The organism is Streptomyces sp. CB01373 (assembly GCF_002803075.1).
In the GTDB taxonomy this organism is placed as follows: domain Bacteria; phylum Actinomycetota; class Actinomycetes; order Streptomycetales; family Streptomycetaceae; genus Streptomyces.
The window spans coordinates 217,345-237,812 of the sequence record NZ_NNBK01000003.1; the positions used below are offsets into that span (position 1 = coordinate 217,345).

Below are 20,468 nucleotides of genomic sequence, written 5' to 3' on the forward strand. Positions count from 1 at the left end.
TACGAGAGCCATCGGCATGTCCGGGTGGGTGGCGATCGCCCTCCTCGGAGTCGTCGTCTGCTTCGCCGTCCTCGCGCCCCTCCTCGCACCGCAGGACCCGAACGCCGTCAACCTCTCCGGTGCGTACCAGGGCTCGAGCGGCGCGCACCTGCTGGGAACCGACGCAAGCGGGCGGGACCTTCTCTCGCGCCTCGTCCACGGCTCCCGGACCGCGCTGATCGGGCCGTTCCTCGTCGTGGTGATCTCGACGCTCCTCGGCACGGTCCTCGCGCTCGCGGCCGTGTGGTTCGGCGGTTGGTTCGACCAGATGGTGGTGCGCGTCGTCGACGCCGTGTTCGCCTTCCCCGGTCTGCTGCTGGCGATCCTGGCGACCGCCCTATTCGGATCCGGCCTGAAGGCCGCCGTTGTGGCGCTGTCCATCGCCTACATCCCCTACATCGCACGGATCGTGCGGAGCGCGGCGCTGCGCGAGCGCTCACTGCCCTACATCGCGGCACTGCGGGTTCAGGGCGTGCACGGATCGCGGATCGCGTTGCGGCACATCCTGCCCAACGTGGGCGGGCTGATCGTCGCCAACGCCACACTCGCCTTCGGTTTCGCCCTGATGGACCTCGCCGGCCTCTCGTTCATCGGCCTCGGGGTGCAGCCGCCGACGTCGGACTGGGGCGCGATGGTCGGCACCGGCATGGCCGGTGTGCTGCAACAGCACCCGCAGGAGGCGCTGTTCGCCGGCGTCCTCGTCGTCATCACCGTCGGCGCCGTGAACACGCTCGGCGACCGGCTCACGGAGCGCTGGGAGGCACGCTCGTGAAGGCACTTCTCGAAGTCGACGGGCTGACGGTCCGGCTGCCCGTCGCGGACGAGTCGCGCACCGTGCTGCGCGATGTCTCGTTCTCACTCGACCGAGGCAGCACGCTCGGCCTGGTCGGCGAGTCCGGTTCGGGCAAGTCCATGACGGTACGCACCATCGCACGCCTGCTCCCCGACGGCGCCGACGTCCGGGGCGGTGTCCGCTTCGACGGCGCCGAGGTGTTCGACCTCCGCACCGACGCCCTGCGGTCCTACCGGGCGAAGGACGTCGCGATGATCTTCCAGGACGCCCGGGCCCACACGAACCCCGTACGCACGATCGGCGACTTCCTCACCGAGGCGATGCGCACCAACGACCGGATGCCCAAGCCCGCTGCGCGCAAGCGCGCACAGGAACTGCTCGCCGAGGTCGGGATCGGGGACCCGGAGCGCCGGCTGCGGCAGTTCCCCCACGAGCTCTCCGGCGGCCTGCTGCAACGGGTGATGATCGCGGCCGCGGTCGCCGCGCGGCCTCGGCTCGTCCTCGCCGACGAACCGACGACCGCGCTCGATGTCACCACCCAGGCGGAGGTGATGGCGATTCTCCGGCGCATGCAGCGCGAGTACGGCATGGCGATGCTCTTCATCACCCACGACCTGGAACTCGCCGGTGCCGTGTGCGACGAGACGATCGTGCTGTACGCAGGCCAGGTCATGGAGCGCCAGGCGTCGGTGCGGTTGCACCAGGACCCGCTCCACCCCTACACCGCCGCACTGGTAAGGGCACGACCCGAGATCGGCCGGCGCGTCGAGCGGCTGCCCGCGATCAGCGGTCATCCGACCACCGCCTACGAGGCGCCGGACGGCTGTGCGTTCGCGCCGCGCTGTCGCTTCGCGCAGGAGCGGTGCCGGGCGGGAGTGCCGCCCCTGCTGCAGATCGGTCCGTCGCAGACCCGGTGCGTCCGGATGCCCGGCCTGCGCGGCGAGATGGTGCCGCAGCAGCACGTCGACTCCCCTTCGAACGAGGAGGTCCAGCGATGACGGAACCGCTGCTCGTGGTCGAGCACCTGACCAAGACGTTCGGACGCGGGTGTGCCGAGGCGACGGCGGTCGCCGACGTGAGCTTCGCCCTGGCCCCGGGCGGAGCCCTCGGCATCGTCGGCGAATCCGGCTCCGGCAAGACGACCACGGCGCGGATGATCATCGGCCTGGAGCGTCCCTCCGGCGGTCGCATCATGTTCCGGGGCGAGGACCGCACGCACCCGGCGCGCTCCGCACGGAGCCGCCGTGAGCGGGGCCGGGACATCCAGATCGTCTTCCAGGACCCCTACACCTCACTCGACCGCCGTCAGCGCGTCGGCGACTGCCTCGCGGAGGTCGTCGGCGTTCATTTCCGGCTCGGCCGCGACGAGACCAGGAAGCGCGTGAGTGAACTCGCCGAGCTCGTCGGGCTCGACGACCGGCAGCTCGCGGCACTGCCGAGGTCGCTCTCGGGAGGGCAGCGCCAGCGCGTCGCCATCGCTCGCGCGCTCGCCGCCGATCCGGACGTCCTCATCCTCGACGAGGCCGTGTCGGCCCTGGACGTTTCCATCCAGGCACAGATCCTCAACCTGCTCTCGGACATCCGGCAGGAACGCGGCGTGAGCTACCTGTTCATCAGCCACGATCTCGCCGTCATCCGCCAGGTGACCGACGACACGATCGTCATGCGTCACGGCGCCGTCGTCGAGCAAGGACCCACCGCCGCCGTGCTCGACAACCCTCAAGACCCCTACACGCGCCTGTTGCGCGACAGCGTCCCCCGCAGCGGATGGGACCCCGAAGCCGTCACAGCCCGACACTGACCAGGAGCACCGCGATGTATTCACCCCGCCCACGCAGACGGGCGACCGCGCTCGCCGTCGCCGCAGCAGCCACCCTCGTGCTGGCCGGCTGCTCCGGAGGCAGCACCGGCACCGGAGCGGCCGGGTCCTCCGACGCGCTGACGACGTTCACGCCCGCGGGTTCCGGCTCGGTCGACAGGATCACCTGGAACGTCTTCCAGGGCGAGCCTCAGACCATCGACCCCTTCCAGTCGGCCGACTACACGCCGAACATGATCAACTCGAACATGTGCGAGACCCTGCTCGCCCAGACACCCGACTTCCGGATCAAGCCCAATCTGGCCACGTCGTACGCGAACCCCGACCCGACGACCTGGGTCTACAAGCTGCGCGGCGACGTCACCTTCTGGGACGGCTCGCCGATGACCGCCGACGACGTCGTGTGGAGCATGCGGCACAACATGACGGACAAGTCGAGCTTCTACGGCTACCTGTACTCGAACGTCGCCTCGATCACGAAGACGGGCGCCGGCGAAGTCACCGTCAGGCTCAAGAAGCCCGACTACCTCTTCAACGACGAGCTGGCGAGCTTCGCCGGTGTCGTCGTCGAGAAGAAGTTCTACGAGCAGAACGGCAAGAAGGCCGGTACACCGGGCGTCGGTGTGATGTGCACCGGCCCCTACAGGTTCGACAAGTGGACGCGGGGCCAGTCGGTCGGCGTGAGCCGCTACGACGGCTACTGGAACAAGTCGCTGCCCCTGAAGGTGAAGAACATCGACTTCACCTTCCTGACCGACGACTCCGCGATCACCTCCGGCCTGCTCTCGGGCCAGATCGACGGAACGTACGGTCCGCCGACCGCCGGGCTGGCACAACTGAGGGCGTCGTCTGCGGGCAAGCTCTACTCGGGCGCCGCGCCCCTGGCCGTCACGCTCGTGGTCGCGAACCACAAGGGTGCGCTGGGCAACGCCGACGTGCGCAGGGCGCTCCGGATGGCCATCGACTGGAAGGGCATCGGCAGCCAGGTGTACGCCGGTGAGGGGGCCCCTGCTTCGCTGCAGACCGTGCCGGCCGTGTACGGCTTCGCCAAGGACGATCTGACCTCGTACGCCGACTCGGTCGGGACCGATGGCTCCGCGCGGATCGACGAGGCGAAGAAGCTGCTCGCCGGCGTTCCGGCCGACGTGAAATCGAAGCAGATCAGCCTCGTGGTTCCGCAGCAGGCGGAGACGCAGCAGCTTGGCCTCGGGGTCAAGGACGCGGCCGACAAGATCGGCTTGAACTTCAAGCTCGACGTCGTTCCCGCGACCGGCTACTCGAACTACCTGTACGACCCGGCGACACGTGGCAACACCGACCTGCTATACACGCAGTTCTGGCCGAACATCCCGAACCCGCTCGACTGGCTGGGCCTCACCGCGGTGACCGGCGGCACCTTCAACCAGTCCGGCTACAGCGGCATCGACGGGCTCTACGCCGAGGCGATCGGCACGAAGGACGACAGCGCCCGCTCCAAGCTGGTGCTGCGGATGGAGCGGAAGCTGCACGACGAGATGGATCCGATGTTCTCCGGCATCCAGCTGACGAACGACGTATGGCTCGGAAGCAGGATCACCGGGGCGCCGGCAGCATTCGACTACGTCTACTACCCATGGGCGGCTCACCTCGGCGGAACCGGCAAGTAGTCCTTGCGGACGGGGCAGGGCTTCTGCGTGGTCGCCAGGGCCGGCCCGGACCACAGGTCCGGGCCGGCCCTGTCCGAAGGCATGGGCACTTTGCGATGGCGGGGTCCTGTTCGCGGCGCGGGCTTCCGCGCCGCGATGTCCGGATCCCCGTCGCCGAGCCGGCTCAGACCGTGGTGACGACCTGGTCGAACTCCAGACGCGGGGAGCGCGGGTACCAGGCGTCCTCGCCCGGCTTGCCGATGTTGACGACCATCAGCGGGGTGTGGTCGTCGTCCAGGAACTCCTTGCGGACGCCCTCGAAGTCCAGGCCGGTCATCGGACCGGCGGCGAGGCCCGCGGCCCGGACGCCGATGATGAAGTACGCGGCCTGGAGGGCGGCGTTGAGGGAAGCCTGGCCCTCCCGCACCCCGCGGTCGCCGAAGAAGGCGTCCTTGGCCTGGGGGAAGTGCGGGAAGAGGTGGGGCAGTTCCTCGTGGAACTCGTTGTCCGCGGAGAGGATCGCGACCAGGGGGGCGGTGGCGGTCTTCGCCTGGTTGCCCTCCGCCATGTGCTGGACGAGACGCTCACGGGCCTCGGCGGAGCGGACCAGGGTGATGCGCAGCGGCGACTGGTTCATGGACGTCGGGCCGTACTTGACCAGGTCGTAGATCGCCTGGACCTGCTCCTCGGACACCGGTTCGTCGGTGAAGGTGTTCGCGGTGCGGGCCTCACGGAAGAGAAGGTCCTGGGCGGCGGGGTCAAGAGCGAGCGACATGGGGGGACTTCCTCACAATGGGTGGTGGATCCCGGGGGATCGACTTGCGGCACCGACACTATGCCTTAAAAGTTCAAGCTTCAATCAAAACCGGGTCGGCGGTGATCAGCTTCACAGAGTGGCGGTGGGTCGCGGCCGGGCTTGGCCGTCCCATGCATTGACAGGGTGCGCCCCCGGTCGCTGTCATGAATGGGAGCGCTCCCATATCTCGCACATCCTTCCCTCGGAGGCATACGTGCGCACCTCCCCCTTGCGATTACTGCGCCGGCCCTTGACGGCGGCCCTCGCGGCTGCCGGGGCCGTCGCCCTGCTGGTGTCCGGATTCATCGCGACACCCACCAGCGCCGCGGAGGCCGGCTGCCGCGTCGACTACACCGTGAACCAGTGGGCCGGCGGCTACACGGCCCAGGTCAAGGTCACCAATCTCGGCCCGGCGGTCAACGGCTGGCGTCTGACCTGGACCCATGCCGACGGTCAGCGGGTGACATCGGCATGGAACGCGACCGTCACCCAGACCGGCGCCTCCGTCGTCGCCGTCAACGCGGACTGGAACGGCTCGCTGGCCACCGGCGGCTCCGCCGAGTTCGGTGTCCAGGGCACCTGGAGCTCGGCCAACCCCGCCCCGACCGACTTCGCCCTCAACGGTGTGGCCTGCGGCAAAACCGGCACCACCCCGCCGCCGACCACACCACCGCCGAGCACCCCGCCGCCCACGACCCCGCCGCCCTCCACCGGCTGCGGCAGCGCCGTGGTCTGCTCGGGCTTCGAGGACCAGACCGGCACCACTCCCTCCGGCGCCTGGCAGTTCACCGCGTCCGACTGCCAGGGCACCGGAACCGCGACCGTCGACACCTCGGTCGCGCACAGCGGCAGTAGGTCGCTGCGGATCGACGGCAGGGCCGGTTACTGCAACCACGCCTTCGTCGCCTCCACCGCGAACCTGTCGTCGGTGGGGCCGGTCATGTATGTGCGCATGTGGGTGCGGCACACCACCGCGCTCCCCGCGGCCCATGTCACCTTCGTCTCCATGCCCGACAGCTCCCAGGGCGGCCGGGCGCTGCGCGTCGGCGGCCAGAACGGCGCCCTCCAGTGGAACCGGGAGACCGACGACGCCACCCTGCCCGCGCAGAGCCCGGCGGGCGTGGCACAGAGCAGGCCGCTGCCGACCGGGAGTTGGCAGTGCCTGCGCTTCGCGATCGACACGACGGCGCCCAAGCTCGACACCTGGCTCGGCGACGAACAGATCCCGGGCCTGCACGCGGACGGCGTCCCCACCCAGGACATCGACCAGCAGTGGCTTGCCCGCACCACCCCGCCCCGGCCCACAGCCCTGCGCCTGGGCTGGGAGAGCTACGGGACGGGCGACGACACGATCTGGTTCGACGACGTGGCCGTCGGCTCCGCCCCCATCGCCTGCTGACGGCCCGCGAAACCACCAGCGCGGACGGCGCGCCGGCCGGAACCCCTTCCGCCCCGGCACGCCGTCAGCACCTCGCACGGGGAGGCCCGATCACCGCGGCGTCGCACCCACGGGAACGGCCCAGAGCTGCCGTCCGGTGAGCAGGCCGGTCGAGATCAGCTTGTACGAGGCTCCGCGCGCAGGACTGAAACCTGTGCGGCACGTGCACCCCCGCGACGACGTGCGCCACCGTCCCCGACGCCGGTGGCAGCCTGTGATCGCAGGTCTGTTCTTCCCGGGAGTGGCCGACGTGGAGGTGGCGATGAGAGTCGTGTTCGTACACGGGGCGTGCGTGCGGGACGGGGCGTGGTGGTGGCACCGCGCCGCCGAACTGCTCCAGGAGCGGGGGGTGCCGAGCGTGGCCCCGGCGCTGCCGAGCTGCGGCGAGGCGGGCCTGCCCGGCGGCGCCGGCGGTCCGGGGCTGCCCGAGGATGTTGCCGCGGTGCGGCAGGTGCTGCAGGCCGGTGACGAGCCGACCGTCGTGGTCGCCCACAGCTACGGCGGTGTCGTCACCGCGGAAGCCGCTGCGGGAATCGGGTCGGTGCGCCACCTGCTGCTGGTCTCCAGCTACCTGCCCGAGGTCGGGCAGAGCCTGTCGGAGTTCGGGGACGGCAGACCCGCCCCGTTCCTCGACGTCGACCCCGACGCCGGTACGTTCTGGGTCCGCCCTGAGCTGCTCGTGGACACGTTCCTGCAGGACTGCGACGCCGAGGTGCAGGCGCAGGCGGCGGACCACGTCGCCCGGCAGAGCGTGCGGGTGACCTGGCAGCCGGTCGGGGCGTCCGCATGGCAGCAGTTGCCCTCGACGTACCTCGTCTGCGCTCAGGACCGGGGCACCCGGCCGCGGCTGCAGCGCGAGTTCGCCCGCCGGGCCGGCAGCGTCGTCGAGCTCGACGCCGGCCACCACCCTTTCCTGTCCCAGCCCGCCGCGGTCCGGGACCTGCTGCTGAGCCTGTGACGGCAGCCGCGGACGATCCGGACCGGCCGACACGAGCGGCCAGGAGGCCGTCATGGTGGAACGCGGAGAGAGCCGGCGAGCAGCTCGTCGGTGACGGCGAAGCCGCCAGCGGCCGGCTGCTCGGCGGCTGCGTCGATGTCAGGAGCCGCCCGCAGCCGCGGTGGCGCCCTGGAGGATCAGGTCGGCCACGGCGTCAGGGCGGGCGATGAGGGACACGTGGCAGGAGTCGATCTCCTGCGTGTGGGAGTGGGCCCGTTTGGCCTCGAAGCGCTCCTGCTGGGGGCTGACGGTCATGTCCTGCCGTCCCACCAGGGCCCAGGACGGAATCTCCTTCCAGGCCGCCACCTTGGCGGTCTCGGAGAACGCGGTCGTGGCCGCCGGGCGCTGCGTGACACCCAGCAGGTTCGCCTGGCTCTCCGGCAGGCAGTTGGCGAAGACCGAGTGGACCTTGTCCCGCTTGAGGTACAGGTCGGTGCCGCTGGCGCCGGCCTTCCGATACGGCACGGAGATCGTGGCGGTGCCCAGGGCGCTGGGGAAGCGGGCGGACAGCGACATACCGCTCTCACCGACGTCGGGCATCAGGGCGTTGATGTAGATCAGGGATTTCACCTGGGGGTTTCCCGCTGCGGCCGTACTGATGACGGCACCGCCGTAGGAGTGACCGGCCAGGACGATCGGGCCTTTGATCGTCTTCAGGAAGGAGGCGATGTACGCGGAATCGCTGTACAGGCCGCGCAGCGGGTTCGCCGGGGCCATCACGGTGTAACCGCGGCGCTGCAGCCGCTCGATCACCCCGTTCCAGCTGGAGCTGTCCGCGAAGGCGCCGTGGATCAGGACGACGGTCGGCTTGTCGGCGTTCGCACCGCCGTTCGCTGCCATCGGGACTGTGGTCAGCGCGGACACGGCGGTGACCGCGCACCCTGCCGTCGCCACGTGCAGCGCTCTGCTTCGGAGCAGTGAGCCGCGTATCGCCGGCACTCTCATGTTGACCTCGCTCTCGATAGGGGCCTACGGCATCTCAGCGTTCACGCGGTAGACCGAACGGGCCAGGCGATGGCATCCAAACGGGGGACTTCGGCGCGGTATTGGAGTGACGTCCCGTTGTTTCGGAGCCGTGGCTGCAACCGCAACCCGCGGCTGTGCGAGGTCGTGCCTGTGCGTCTACTGGTGGCCGGCGCCGCGGGCCGCGCTGAGGATGAGATCGGTGACGGCTTGGGGGTGGGAGATCAGGGACACGTGTGAGGAATCGATCTCCACCGTCTTGCGTGCGTGTGCGCGCTTGGCCTCGTACCGCTCGAGGCTGGGGTTGATGGCCCGGTCCTGTCTGCCGATGAGCACGTAGACGGGCTTGTCACGCCAGGCCGCTTCGGTGAGCTTGTCCGTGAAGGCCGACAGTGCGATCGGGCGCTGTGTCGAGGCCATGACGGACGCCTGCTGCTGGGAGAGGTCCTGGGCGAAGGTGGCGTGGAGTTTGGCGGGCTGGATGTACACGTCTGTGCCCGTGGTGCCGTCGCCGTTGCGGAACGGGACCTGCTTGAAGGCCTTGCTGATCGGGGCTGCCGGGAACTTGCCGGAGAGGCCGGCGAAGGACTCTCCCTTGTCCGGCATGATCGCGTTGACGTACACGAGTGCCTTGACGTTGTCGACGCCGGCGGCCGCCTGTGAGATCACTTCGCCGGCATAGGAGTGTCCGACGAGGACGATTGGCCCTTTGACGGTCTTCAGGAGGCTGTTCAGGTATGTCGAGTCCTGGGGTATGCCGCGCAGCGTGTTGGGCGGGGCGATGACCTGGTAGCCGTCCTGCTGCAGGCGCTGCGCCACCGCGTTCCAGCTGGACCCGTCGGCGAATGCTCCGTGTACCAGCACCACGGTTGGCTTCTGGCCCGTCGGGGCCCCGCCGAGATCGTGTGCGGAGCCGGTCGGCATCACGGTCAGGGCGGAGAGGACCGCGACGCCAAGGGCCAGTCTGCCCTTGCCCGATGTCAGGATTCCGGAGACGGTCATGTGCTTCCACTTCCTCGGCGTGCAAGGTGCGTGTGGCCTGTTCGGAGACTGAGAACGGTGAGGATCGTGCGGAAGGCGTCGGCCATCGCCGCGATTGCCGTGTGAGGTCGGCGACGCGAACCGGGAGGGGGTCTCCGACGCGGAAGTCGCGATGGTCCCCTTTCCGCCGTATGCCGCGGATCAACATCTTCGCGTGTCTCTGCTTGTCGCGCATCCGACGCCGTGCTGGATGATTCGGAATCGGCAAGCGGCGCCCGCCTCGTGTATCGATTTTCCGGGCTGGAATGCGAGTCCGGCCAGGTCGTGGTCGGATCGCGGGTCGGCGGAGTGTGTGGCACCGTGGCATCGAGAGCGGAGCGCAGTCTCCAGGTGGCTCGACTTCAGCGGCCAGTCTGCTGCCGCGAAGGGAACTTATTTCCGCAAAGGCGGCTTTCTGTGGCGTGCCTCGGCCGACTACCCGTGAAATGAATCTGGCGCTCCGGGTTCGATGGTTGGAAAGTTCGATGGTTGGAAAGAAGGGATCGAAGGGAAGATCCACATGGCGAATCGTGAGCTGAAGAAGGTGCTCATCACCGGAGCAGGTACCGGCTTCGGTCATGAAGCCGCCATGCGCTTGGCCGAAAAGGGCTTCGACGTGATTGCCGCGGTTGAGATCTATGCCCAGGTGCAGACGATGAAGCGGCAAGCGGCTGAGCGAGGGTTGAGCCTGCAGGTCGAGAAGCTTGATGTCACCAACGACGGCGATCGTCGCAAGGCTCTCAACTGGGGTGTGGAGATCCTGGTGAACAACGCAGGAGTCGGAGAAGGCGGCTCCACGGTCGACATTCCCGCATCGAACATCCGGCACCAGTTCGAGGTCAACGTCACCGGCCCGCTGCTCCTCACTCAGGGGATCGCCAAGCAGATGGTCGAGCGCGGCGCCGGCAGAATCGTCTGGGTCTCGTCTCGAGAGGGCCTGAACGTCAACCCGTTCACCGGCATCTACTCCGCTTCCAAGCATGCGGTCGAGGCGATCGCCGAAACCATGGCCTACGAGTTGCAGGAGCACAACGTCGAGGTCGCGACGGTCAACCCGGGGCCGTTCCTGACCGGCTTCAACGACCGCATGTTCCAGACCTGGGAGAGCTGGGAGGACGACCCCTCGCAGCGGCTCTTCGACTACTCCAGGCTCGCCTTCCCCCGAGCGCAGTTCGATCCTGAAGCGGTCTATGCGACGTTGACCGCTGTCGCTGCCGGCGAGGTCGACCGTTTTCGCAATCTGGAGCCCGCGTCGATGATCGAAGAGACCAAGCACCTCCAGCAGGTCCCCTGGGAGCGCAAGGTCACGGATGGGCTCGGGACGCGGCATCAGGCCATTCAGCACTCCTACGAGATGCAGCCCGAGACTCTCGTCTCGACCTGATCCCCTTGAGGGAGCATCCATGCCTGTCAAACCGACTGTCCTGCAGGACCGTTACCGAAACCGCGGCACCGCTTACACACTGGAGGAGCGGGCCAGGCTCGGGATCACCGGGCGGCTGCCGGCGGCCGTCGAGACCCTCGAGGACCAGGCCGACCGGGCCTACGGACAGCTCATGCAGAAATCGTCCGATCTGCAAAAGTACATCTACCTCAATGAGATTCACGACCGGAACCAGATCCTGTACTTCAAACTGCTGGCCGACCACCTCGACGAGCTGCTGCCTGTCGTGTACGACCCGACCGTGGGTGACGCGATCCAGCAATGGTCCGTGGACTACCGCGACTCACGCGCGGTGTACCTGTCGATCGACCGTCCCCAGGACGTGAAAGCCTCATTCGAGTCGCTCGCCCTTAGTGCGGACGACGTCGACCTGATCGTTGTCTCGGATGCTCAGGAGATTTTGGGAATCGGGGACTGGGGCGTCAACGGGACGGACATTTCCATCGGAAAGCTCGCTGTTTACACGGCCGCAGCCGGAATCGATCCGAACCGGGTCATCGCGGTGAACCTCGATGTCGGGACAGACAACGAGCAGTTGCTCAACAGCCCGCCCTACCTGGGCAATCGGCATACACGGGTGACGGGTGAGCGGTACGACGACTTCATCGCCCTCTATCTCCGGACCGTGTCCGAGTTGTTCCCGAACGCGCTGCTGCACTTCGAGGACTTCGGGCCGTCGAACGCCCGGCGGATCCTGGTGGAGAACGCGGACAAATACCGGATCTTCAATGACGACATGCAGGGCACCGGGGCGATCGTCATGGCGTCGGTGTTCTCTGCCCTGAAGGTCACCGGGAAGCGCTGGACCGAGCAGCGACTGGTGGTCTTCGGCGCGGGAACCGCCGGTACCGGCATGGCCGACCAGATCCACGCGGCGATGGTGCGTGACGGTGCCACACCCGCACAGGCCAAGAGCGACATCTGGCTCATCGACGTCCACGGCCTCGTGACCGACGACATGGCCGGTCTGCCTGACTATCAGCAGGCGTACGCAAGGCCGAAGTCCGAGGTGAGCGCGTGGGCGGACGGTGAGATCGACCTGTCGACCACCATCAAGCATGTCGAACCCACCATCCTCATCGGCACGTCGACCGTCCACAACGCCTTCACCGAGGACATCGTGCGCGCGCTGGCCGGGGGAGTGGACCGCCCGATCCTCCTGCCGCTGTCCAATCCGACGAGTCGCATCGAGGTCATGCCTTCCGACGCGATGATCTGGTCGGAGGGCAGAGCACTGATGGCCGTCGGCATTCCGGTCGGACCGGTGGAGTACAGCGGCGTCTCGTACGAGATCGGACAGGCCAACAACGCGCTCCTCTACCCCGGACTCGGCCTCGGCACGATCGTTTCGGGTGCCCGGCACGTGACGGACGGCATGCTGCTCGCCGCTGCCGAAGCCGTGGCCGGCCAGGTCGATGTGTCCCGGCCGGGGGCCTCGCTCCTGCCGCCGGTCGCGAACCTGAGGGCGTCCTCGGCCACAGTCGCCGTCTCCGTCGCCCGCGCCGCGGCACGGGACGGTGTCGCGACGAAGACGCACGAAAACCTCGTTCAAGCGGTGCAGGACGCGATGTGGCAGCCGGTCTATCCCATGAGCGATGCGGAGCACGCGAAGTGAGCCGGGGCGGCGAACAGTCGGTCCCCGAGATGCGGGAAGTGCCGATCGGGATCCAGGCCGACGGACAGCGCGAAGAGTTCGACAGCATGGGCACGGTCGAGGTGCCGGCAGACCGCTACTGGGGAGCGCAGACACAACGGTCGCTGATCCACTTCTCCATCGGTGGCGACCGGATGCCCAAGGAGGTCTACCACGCCTACGGCTACGTGAAGAAGGCGGCAGCGCTTGTGAACGCCGCCGCCGACCGGCTGCCCGACTGGAAGAAACAGGCCATCGTGCGGGCCGCGGAGGAAGTCATCGAGGGGGAGCTCGACGAGCACTTTCCCCTCTTCGTCTGGCAGACGGGCTCGGGCACCCAGAGCAACATGAACGTCAACGAAGTCATCTCCAACCGTGCGTCGCAGTTGCTCGGCGGCACGCTCGGGAGCCAGAAGCCGGTGGGCCCGAACGACGACGTCAACATGGGGCAGTCCAGCAACGACAGCTTCCCGTCCGCGATGCACATCGCCGCGGTGCAGGAAATCGATGACCGTCTCCTCCCTCAGGCCCGAGACCTTGCCGCGGTCCTTGAGGCGAAGGCCGGGGAGTGGAACACGGTCGTGAAGATCGGCCGCACGCACCTCGAAGACGCCGTGCCACTGACCGTGGGACAGGAGTGGTCGGGCTACGGCGCCCAAGTGCGCGCCTGCATCGATGAGGTCGAGCACAGCCGCAAGGGGCTACTCGAACTGGCCCTGGGCGGTACCGCCGTCGGAACAGGGCTGAACGCGCCGAAGAACTTCAGCCGTGACGTCGCGGCGCGGATCGCCGAACTGACCGGCAAGCCGTTCGTCACCGCCGAGAACAAGTTCATGGCGCAGGGGTCACTGGACCCCATGGTGCGCGCACACGGAGCACTGCGTGGACTGGCCGTTGCCGTGATGAAGATCGCCAACGACATGCGATGGCTGGCATCAGGCCCCCGCACAGGCTTCGCCGAGCTACTGCTTCCCCAGAACGAACCGGGCTCCTCGATCATGCCCGGCAAAGTCAACCCGACCCAGTGCGAAGCCATCGTCATGATCGCGATCCAGGTGCTCGGCAACGACTCCGCGGTGGCGTTCGCCGGAAGTCAGGGCAACTTCGAACTGAACGCGATGCGCCCGTTGATCATCAACAACTTCCTGCACTCCGCGCGCATCCTTGCCGACGGGATGGAGAAGTTCCGGACGTTCTCCGTCGATGGCACCGAGCTGAACCGAGCGAAAATCGCGCAATACGTGAACGAGAGCCTCATGCTGGTCACTGCGCTGAGCCCCGTCATCGGCTACCAGAACGCTGCACACATCGCCGAGTCCGCGCTCGCCAACAGTCAGACCCTGAAAGAGGCCGCCCTGGCAAGCGGCCACGTCGACGAAAAAACGTTCGACGCCGTTGTCGATCCACTCTCCATGGTCGGTGACGGCGTATCAGGTGCCTGACCTGCGACCGCGGACACAGTACAGCCGCAGGCCCGGCTCGTGCCGGCGATGGGACTCGGACGGACGGGCGGGACCGGCAACTCCGTCGGCCTTCGACGGGCGACGGAGCTGCCTTTGCCGTCCGCCCTGCAGCACGGCAAGGGGCGGCTGCGGTCTCATTCGGTCAGCTGAGGGGCGGGTGGCGATCGTTCCACAGGAGTGCCTGTTCGAGCAGATGGCCCACCTGGAGCAGGAGGTCCTCCCGCCAGGGTGCGGCGACGATCTGGACGCCGACGGGGAGTCCGGTGGCGAGGTCGTGGTGGACGGGCAGGGAGATCGCCGGTTGGCCGGTCACGTTGAACAGCGAGGTGAACACCCCCATCGGGTAGCTGTTCCGCAGGGCCCCCGGCGGATCGTCCTCCGTGCCCGCCCGCCAGGCGCCGATCGGTGGCGGGAGGCAAGCCATCGTGGGCGTGATCAGGAGGTCGAAGCCGGCGATGAAGCCTTCTACGACGCGCCGCGACAACTGCTGAGTCTTCGTCACCGCTTCCGCGTAGGCCCAGGAGTCGGTCGATCGTGCCGCGTCACGCAGGGCGCGGTTGTGGGGCTCGATACGGTGCGGATCCGGGAGCGGGATCCCCGCGCCGCCTACGTTCCACAGCGTCGTGAACGCCCCGACGAACTCGTCCGTCGAGGGCAGCGGAAGGCGGGCGTCGACGATGCGGTGGCCGGCCGATTCGAGTGTGCGCAGCGTGAGGTCCACGGCCGCCGTGCAGGCCGGGTCCACGTCGATGCCCGCGACGGGGGAGTCGGTGAGCACCCCGATGCGCAGTCCGGCCCGCGCGTCCGCCGCCGTCGCGGCGGCGAAGGACTCGCGCGGGGTGGGGGGCGACCACCATGCGGCCGGGTCGTGGCGCACGAGCACGTCGAGGGCGGCCGCGGTGTCCGCGACCGAGCGGGTGATCACGCCGCTGGTGGCAAGGCCCTCCCCGGCGACGGTCGCACGGGCGACCAGACCGCGGGTGGGTTTCAGGCCGACAAGGCCGTTGCACGAGGCCGGGATGCGTATCGAACCGCCGCCGTCCTCGGCGTGCGCGATGGGCGCCATCCCGGCAGCGACGGCGGCGCCCGCACCGCTGGAAGAGCCGCCCGGCGTGCGGTCCGGGTCCCACGGGTTGCGCGAGATGCCCAGGGCCTCGCTCTCGGTGAAGGGCAGCGCCCCGAACTCGGAGGTGGTGGTCTTGCCGAGCAGCACGAACCCCGCGTCCACGAACCGCCGCACGACCGGGTCCGACGCCGCGGCCGGTGTCCGGTCGGCACCGGCGGAGCCGTACGTGGTGGGCCAACCCGCCACATCGAGGAGGTCCTTGACCGGCAGTGGGACGCCGTGGAACGGCGGGAGATCGTCGGGCGAGGCGGCCCGTGCCACCACGTCCGCCGCATCGGCCGCGGCTTTGCGGACGTCGTCGTCGGCCCGGTGGCAGAAGGCGTTCAGCCGGGGGTCGAGCTCGTCCATCCGGCGCAGGTAGCAGTCGGCCACCTCGACCGGGCTCACCTCCTTGCGGCGGACGGCCGCGGCGAGTTCGACGGCCGTGGTGAAGGGGTCGATCGGAGAGGTCATCTCCAGCGGTCCTTTCGGGTCCGGGGCACTGGCCTGGATCGGCAGTGTCGTCGCGGCCACGGGCAGGGGTCTTGGACGAATGTCGCGAAGCCTGTGCGTACTCTGGCCGTATGCGGTCCGCTGAGTCGGCTCCCGGCGCTGCGGCGGTGTGGGACATCGCCACCCCGACGCGGCCCGTTCTGCTGCCAGGAGTCAGCATGGCCGGCTTCCGCGCCCGTACCGCAGACCCCGTCGATCTAAGCGTGGTGCCCTACCCGGCCGTCACGGTGGCGGTCGACCTGGGCGGCGGTCCGCTCGCCGTCGAAGACGGCGGCGGGCGGCACGAGGGGAGCGTCGTCGTCGGGCTCGCGCCCAGCGGCGTGCACGGCCGCGGCCGCGGGATCGAGTGCATGCAACTGCGGCTGTCGCCGCTGGTGGCCCATGCCGCACTGGGCGGCTCCGCGGAGTTGGACGGCACGGTCGTCCCGCTGCGCGACCTGTGGGGTCGTGAGGCCGAGCGCACCCAGGAGCGGTTGCGTCTCGCGGGGTCGTGGCCGGAGCGGTTCGCGATCGCCGAGGCCACGCTGGCCCGACGGGTCGAGGCGGGGCCACGGGTCGACCCGGAGGTCGCGTTCGCCTGGGGGCAGCTCGTGGCGCACCGAGGAGGGGTTCGGGTCGAGCGGCTGGCAGCCGAGGCCGGATGGAGCCGTAAACGGTTGTGGTCCCGATTCCGGTCCCAGATCGGCCTCAACCCGAAGCGCGCCGCGCAACTCGTCCGTTTCGACGATGCCGCCCACCGTCTCGCCACGGGATGCAGCGCCGCGCAGGTGGCCGCGGAGGCCGGCTACGCGGACCAGTCGCACCTCCATCGGGATGTCAGGGCCTTCGCCGGGGTGACGCCCACGGCCGTCGCCGCTGCGCCCTGGCTCGCGGTCGACGGAACGGCGTGGGCCGCCCCCGCGTACCTCACCAAGGCGTGACGCGGCACCAGTGTCCAGGGAGTTGCGGCACCGGACGCCGTCGACGACCGCGAAGGGGAACATTTCTTCAAGACGTGGGACGCCCGTGCCAGTGACACTGCGGCCATGAAAACCACGGCGAGCAGCATGTTCAGGAACGCGAAAGACGACAGACTGGCCCGGCCTCCGCGCCCCCGGTACGGCGTGGACGCCCCGTCCTTCCCCGCGTTGCTCGGCGCTGCGGGGACGGCCTGCTGCCTGGCCTCCGGGCGGTGGCGGCGAGGACGGACCGCCACGGCGACCGCGGGTGCGGTGCTGCTCGCCGGCACCGGCGTCTATCTGCACACCACGCTGCGCGGCAAGGTGGGCATCTGGGAGCGCGAATTGGATCGCGCCGGCCTGAAGGGCGACGAGCTCCTGCTGGACCTCGGCTGCGGTCGTGGCACGGTGCTGATCGCGGCGGCCGGGCGGCTGCCCGACGGACGCGCCGTCGGCGCGGACCTCTGGTCCGGAACGGACCAGAGCGGCAACCGTCCCGAGACCACCCTCGCGAACGCCGCCGCGGCCGGAGTGGCGGACCGGGTGGACGTGCACACGGCCGACATGACCGCGCTTCCCTTCGCGGACGACTCCTTCGACGTGGTGACCAGCGCGCTGGCGATCCACAATATTTCGTCGTCCGAAGGCCAGCGCCGCGCGCTGGACGAGGCCATGCGGGTGCTGCGTCCGGGCGGGCAACTATTCATCGCCGACTTCTGGTTCGCGGCCCGGAAGTACGCCGCACACCTCGGCCGGGGCAGCACTCTGCGCCCACTGGGGCCGGGCTACTGGTACGGAGGACCCTGGCTCGCCGTCACGCTGCTGCGCGCTGTGAAGGAGCGCTGAAGCGTCTCGCAGACGGCCGTCACTCCGTCCGCACAGGCAGGTCCGGCTGTCGTTCCTCGGCCGGGCGGCGCGACCACGGGAGACGCGGGCGGCGTTCGACGTGCTAACGTTGCGCGTTTGCAGTGTCGCTGTGCCGGTGCTCCGTTCGGTGTCTCCGGCTGGTGGCCGCGTCCCTGCCGCGCCTTCCTCGGTACGGTCCCTTCGGAGGAAGGCTCTCTGTGAGCGAATCAGCACGTGCCGATGTCCGGCAGCAGGACGATGTGTCCGAGGCGGAGGGCGCCACTTCGGCAGTGCCCACGGCGGCGTCCTTCGCGCAGCTGGGATTGCCGGCCGAGATTCTGCGGGCGCTCGATGAGCACGGTGTGACTGTGCCCTTCCCCATCCAGGCGGCGGCGCTGCCGAACGCGCTCGCGGGACGGGACGTCCTGGGCCGGGGCCGCACAGGATCCGGCAAGACGCTCGCCTTCGGCCTGGGGATGCTCGCCCGGACGGCCGGGCGGCGCGCGCAGCCGAAAGAGCCGCTGGCGCTGGTACTGGTGCCCACCAGGGAGCTGGCGCAGCAGGTCGGTGAGGAGCTCACCCCGTACGCCGAGGCGCTGCGGCTGCGGCTCGCGACCGTGGTGGGCGGAGTGTCCATCGGACGGCAGGCCGCCGAGCTGCGGGACGGCGCCGAGGTCGTCGTCGCCACGCCCGGCCGGCTGCACGACCTCATCGAGCGCAAGGGCTGCCGACTGGGACGGGTGCGTATCGCGATCCTGGACGAGGCCGACCAGATGTGTGACATGGGGTTCCTGCCGCAGGTCACCGAGATCCTGGACCAGGTGCGTCCCGACGGGCAGCGGATGCTGTTCTCCGCCACCCTCGACCGCGACGTCGACCAGTTGGTGCAGCACTACCTGCGGAACCCCGCCGTCCACTCCGTGGACCCTTCGTCCAGCGCGGTCTCCGCGATCGAGCACCACGTCCTCATCGTGCACGGCCCGGACCGGTACGCCGTGACCACGGAGATCGCCGCCCGGGACGGCCGCGTCCTGCTGTTCCTGGACACCAAGCACGGCGTCGACCAGATCACGAGGCATCTGCGGGCCAACGGCGTGGCCGCCGCCGCCCTGCACAGCGGGAAGTCCCAGCCGCAGCGCACCCGGACCCTGGCCCAGTTCAAGAACGGGCAGGTCACCGCGCTGGTGGCGACGAACGTCGCCGCACGCGGCCTGCACGTCGACGACCTCGACCTCGTGGTCAACGTCGACCCGGCCACCGACCCGAAGGACTATCTGCACCGCGCGGGCCGCACGGCCCGGGCCGGCCGCTCCGGCACCGTCGTGACACTCGTCCTGTCAGGACAGCGCCGCGAGACGAGCCAGGTCATGGCGGACGCCGACGTCGCCCCCAAGGTCACCAAAGTGCGGTCCGGGGAGGCGGAGCTGAGCCGGATCACCGGCGCCAAGGCCCCCTCCGGAAAGCCTCTCGACGGCGGGCCGGCCGTACCGGGCCCCAAGAACCACAACGCCCCGTTCCGCGGCCTGGGCAGCACCAAGGACGCGACGGGCGGTTCCGGCGGCAGGCCGTCCCGCAAGAGCAGCGAGGCCCGCAAGCTCGCGGAGGCCCGGAAGGCGGCCCGGGTGCGGCGCGGCGGCTGAGACCGAGAGGTCGAGGTGTGGTCGAGGTGGCGTCAGCTGGTCGTGCTGCCCGCGACCCACTGGCTCCACGGCATGTTCCAGTCGCCGAGGCCGTTGTCCGGGGCCAGCACGCTCGTGTCATCGGAGTTCTTGACGATCACGACGTCACCGATCATCGAGTTGTCGAAGAACCACGCGGCCGGCTGCTCGCCGTCGCTGCCGCCCTTGACGTCCTTGAGGCCCACGCAGCCGTGACTGGTGTTGACCTTGCCGAAGATCGAGTCGGCACCCCAGTAGTTGCCGTGGATGAAGGTGCCCGAGGCCGACAGGCGCATGGCGTGCGGTACGTCCGCGATGTCGTACGCCGGCTTGCCGTCCTTCTTCGTGAGGCCGACGGTCGCACCGTTCATGCGGATCTGCTTGAACTTCTCTGAGATGACCATCTGACCGTTGTACGTCGGGTGATCGGGGCTGCCGGACGAGATCGGGATGGTCCTGATCGTCTTGCCGTCCCGTACGACGGTCATCTGCTTCGTCCTGGCGTCCACGGTGCTGATCTGGCTCCGGCCGATCTTGAATGTGATCGTCTTCTGGACGCCGTGGTGTTTGAGCTTGACGGTGACGGTGGAGCCGGGCTTCCAGTAGTTCCTGGGGCGGAAGTCCAGACGGTCGTTGTTGAACCAGTGACCGACGACTTGCTGGCCGCTGCTGGAGCTGACCTGGATCTTCGACTGTACGGCGGCCTTGTTGCTGATCGCCTTGTCGAAGTTGACTGACACCGGCATGCCCACGCCGACGGTCGAGCCGTCCTCGGGAGAGAGATGCCCGATGAAGCCGTTGGCCGGGGAGACCGTGGTGATCGTGGCGTTTCCGGTGGTGGAGCGCCCCTTGGCGTCCTCGGCATCTGCGGCGACCTGATACTTGGTGGCCCGCTCCAGCCTGCCGTTCGGCGTCCAGGACGTGCCGTCCGCGGACAGGGTGCCCGGGATCTCGGCGCCGGTCGCGACGGAGGTCATGGTGACCTTGGTGAGCTTGCCATCGCTGACGGTGACCTTGACGGGGTCGCTGATCCCGACGCGGTGGGCACCCTGTGCAGGCGTGATCTTCACTCGGGCTTCGGAAGCATCCTGGGCGACCGCCTGATCCTCCCGCGTCTGCGATTTCGGGTGATCCCCGGCGGCGTTGCCGCTGGTGGCAGCGTTACTGGTACCGCCGAGGGCCGTGAGTGCGAGCACGCCGCCGAGTACGCCGGCCGTGGCGACCTGTCCGGTGCGTCGTTTACGTGCGGTGATCAAGCGCTTCTCCCATGTCACTGTTCTTCGAATCCCTGGAGCTGGTTGTCCGAGGAGTGCAACTAGCTTTACAACTACATATGCGCATTCATCCGTCCCGAAATGGGCAAATTGTGGCGAAGGCC

General features: G+C 68.9%; 17 protein-coding genes. 12 read left to right on the forward strand and 5 right to left on the reverse strand.

Annotation, left to right across the window (positions count from 1 at the left end):
- Nucleotides 1–16 precede the first annotated feature (16 nt).
- Genes CG719_RS05715 through CG719_RS05730 form a run of 4 tightly spaced genes read left to right on the forward strand, consistent with a single transcriptional unit; the run spans nucleotide 17 to nucleotide 4,297 of the window.
- Nucleotides 17–811 carry an ABC transporter permease gene (locus CG719_RS05715; protein ID WP_234375442.1) on the forward strand — a complete coding sequence of 265 codons (795 nt, stop codon included), beginning with the start codon at nucleotides 17–19 and terminating at the stop codon, nucleotides 809–811.
- Nucleotides 808–1,830 carry an ABC transporter ATP-binding protein gene (locus CG719_RS05720; RefSeq protein ID WP_100567387.1) on the forward strand — a complete coding sequence of 341 codons (1,023 nt, stop codon included), beginning with the start codon at nucleotides 808–810 and terminating at the stop codon, nucleotides 1,828–1,830. Before CG719_RS05715 ends, CG719_RS05720 begins: the two co-directional genes overlap by 4 nt.
- The gene (locus tag CG719_RS05725; protein WP_100567388.1) at nucleotides 1,827–2,633 is read left to right on the forward strand and encodes an ABC transporter ATP-binding protein; all 807 of its coding nucleotides are present in this window, start codon (nucleotides 1,827–1,829) and stop codon (nucleotides 2,631–2,633) included. The genes CG719_RS05720 and CG719_RS05725 overlap by 4 nt, the downstream gene beginning before the upstream one ends.
- Nucleotides 2,634–2,647: 14 nt before the next feature.
- Entirely contained in the window at nucleotides 2,648–4,297 is a 1,650-nt protein-coding gene (locus CG719_RS05730) for an ABC transporter substrate-binding protein (protein ID WP_159024824.1), read from the forward strand.
- 163 nt (nucleotides 4,298–4,460) lie between these two features.
- Here the strand turns inward: CG719_RS05730 and CG719_RS05735 are convergent, their stop codons facing one another.
- Nucleotides 4,461–5,051 carry a malonic semialdehyde reductase gene (locus tag CG719_RS05735; RefSeq protein WP_100567390.1) on the reverse strand — a complete coding sequence of 197 codons (591 nt, stop codon included), beginning with the start codon at nucleotides 5,049–5,051 and terminating at the stop codon, nucleotides 4,461–4,463.
- Between the two features lie 235 nt (nucleotides 5,052–5,286).
- Between CG719_RS05735 and CG719_RS05740 the strand changes: the two genes are divergently transcribed.
- On the forward strand, nucleotides 5,287–6,471 hold the full coding sequence (locus CG719_RS05740; RefSeq protein ID WP_100567391.1) for a cellulose-binding domain-containing protein: 1,185 nt from the start codon (nucleotides 5,287–5,289) through the stop codon (nucleotides 6,469–6,471).
- Nucleotides 6,472–6,772: 301 nt separating this feature from the next.
- Nucleotides 6,773–7,468, forward strand: coding sequence for an alpha/beta hydrolase (locus CG719_RS05745; protein ID WP_100567602.1), 696 nt, complete (start codon nucleotides 6,773–6,775; stop codon nucleotides 7,466–7,468).
- A gap of 138 nt (nucleotides 7,469–7,606) precedes the next feature.
- Here the strand turns inward: CG719_RS05745 and CG719_RS05750 are convergent, their stop codons facing one another.
- Complete coding sequence (locus CG719_RS05750) at nucleotides 7,607–8,401, reverse strand: alpha/beta fold hydrolase (protein WP_234375443.1); 795 nt, start codon at nucleotides 8,399–8,401, stop codon at nucleotides 7,607–7,609.
- A 228-nt stretch (nucleotides 8,402–8,629) separates the two neighbouring features.
- The gene (locus tag CG719_RS05755; RefSeq protein ID WP_100567393.1) at nucleotides 8,630–9,472 is read right to left on the reverse strand and encodes an alpha/beta fold hydrolase; all 843 of its coding nucleotides are present in this window, start codon (nucleotides 9,470–9,472) and stop codon (nucleotides 8,630–8,632) included.
- A 538-nt stretch (nucleotides 9,473–10,010) separates the two neighbouring features.
- On the opposite strand from CG719_RS05755, the gene CG719_RS05760 reads away from it, so the two are divergent.
- From CG719_RS05760 to fumC, 3 genes are read left to right on the forward strand one after another with little or no spacing between them, the layout of a single operon-like run.
- A complete protein-coding gene (locus tag CG719_RS05760) occupies nucleotides 10,011–10,874 on the forward strand; it encodes an SDR family oxidoreductase (RefSeq protein ID WP_100567394.1) in 864 nt (287 codons plus the stop codon).
- A 19-nt stretch (nucleotides 10,875–10,893) separates the two neighbouring features.
- Nucleotides 10,894–12,549, forward strand: a complete 1,656-nt coding sequence (locus tag CG719_RS05765; RefSeq protein WP_100567395.1) for an NAD-dependent malic enzyme — start codon at nucleotides 10,894–10,896, stop codon at nucleotides 12,547–12,549.
- Between the two features lie 29 nt (nucleotides 12,550–12,578).
- Complete coding sequence (fumC, locus tag CG719_RS05770; protein ID WP_100567603.1) at nucleotides 12,579–14,009, forward strand: class II fumarate hydratase; 1,431 nt, start codon at nucleotides 12,579–12,581, stop codon at nucleotides 14,007–14,009.
- 163 nt (nucleotides 14,010–14,172) lie between these two features.
- On the opposite strand, the gene CG719_RS05775 is transcribed toward fumC, so the two are convergent.
- Nucleotides 14,173–15,609: an amidase gene (locus tag CG719_RS05775; protein WP_100567396.1), complete on the reverse strand. Its 1,437-nt coding sequence runs from the start codon at nucleotides 15,607–15,609 to the stop codon at nucleotides 14,173–14,175.
- A gap of 110 nt (nucleotides 15,610–15,719) precedes the next feature.
- Between CG719_RS05775 and CG719_RS05780 the strand changes: the two genes are divergently transcribed.
- The 3 genes from CG719_RS05780 (at nucleotide 15,720) to CG719_RS05790 (ending at nucleotide 19,072) form a co-directional block, all read left to right on the forward strand.
- Nucleotides 15,720–16,568 (forward strand): helix-turn-helix domain-containing protein, encoded by an 849-nt coding sequence (locus CG719_RS05780; RefSeq protein WP_199836528.1) that lies wholly within the window; start codon nucleotides 15,720–15,722, stop codon nucleotides 16,566–16,568.
- A 105-nt stretch (nucleotides 16,569–16,673) separates the two neighbouring features.
- Nucleotides 16,674–17,432 (forward strand): class I SAM-dependent methyltransferase, encoded by a 759-nt coding sequence (locus CG719_RS05785; RefSeq protein WP_234375445.1) that lies wholly within the window; start codon nucleotides 16,674–16,676, stop codon nucleotides 17,430–17,432.
- A 218-nt stretch (nucleotides 17,433–17,650) separates the two neighbouring features.
- The gene (locus tag CG719_RS05790) at nucleotides 17,651–19,072 is read left to right on the forward strand and encodes a DEAD/DEAH box helicase (protein WP_100567399.1); all 1,422 of its coding nucleotides are present in this window, start codon (nucleotides 17,651–17,653) and stop codon (nucleotides 19,070–19,072) included.
- Nucleotides 19,073–19,104: 32 nt separating this feature from the next.
- On the opposite strand, the gene CG719_RS05795 is transcribed toward CG719_RS05790, so the two are convergent.
- A complete protein-coding gene (locus CG719_RS05795) occupies nucleotides 19,105–20,346 on the reverse strand; it encodes a L,D-transpeptidase (protein WP_100567604.1) in 1,242 nt (413 codons plus the stop codon).
- Between the last annotated feature and the right edge of the window lie 122 nt (nucleotides 20,347–20,468).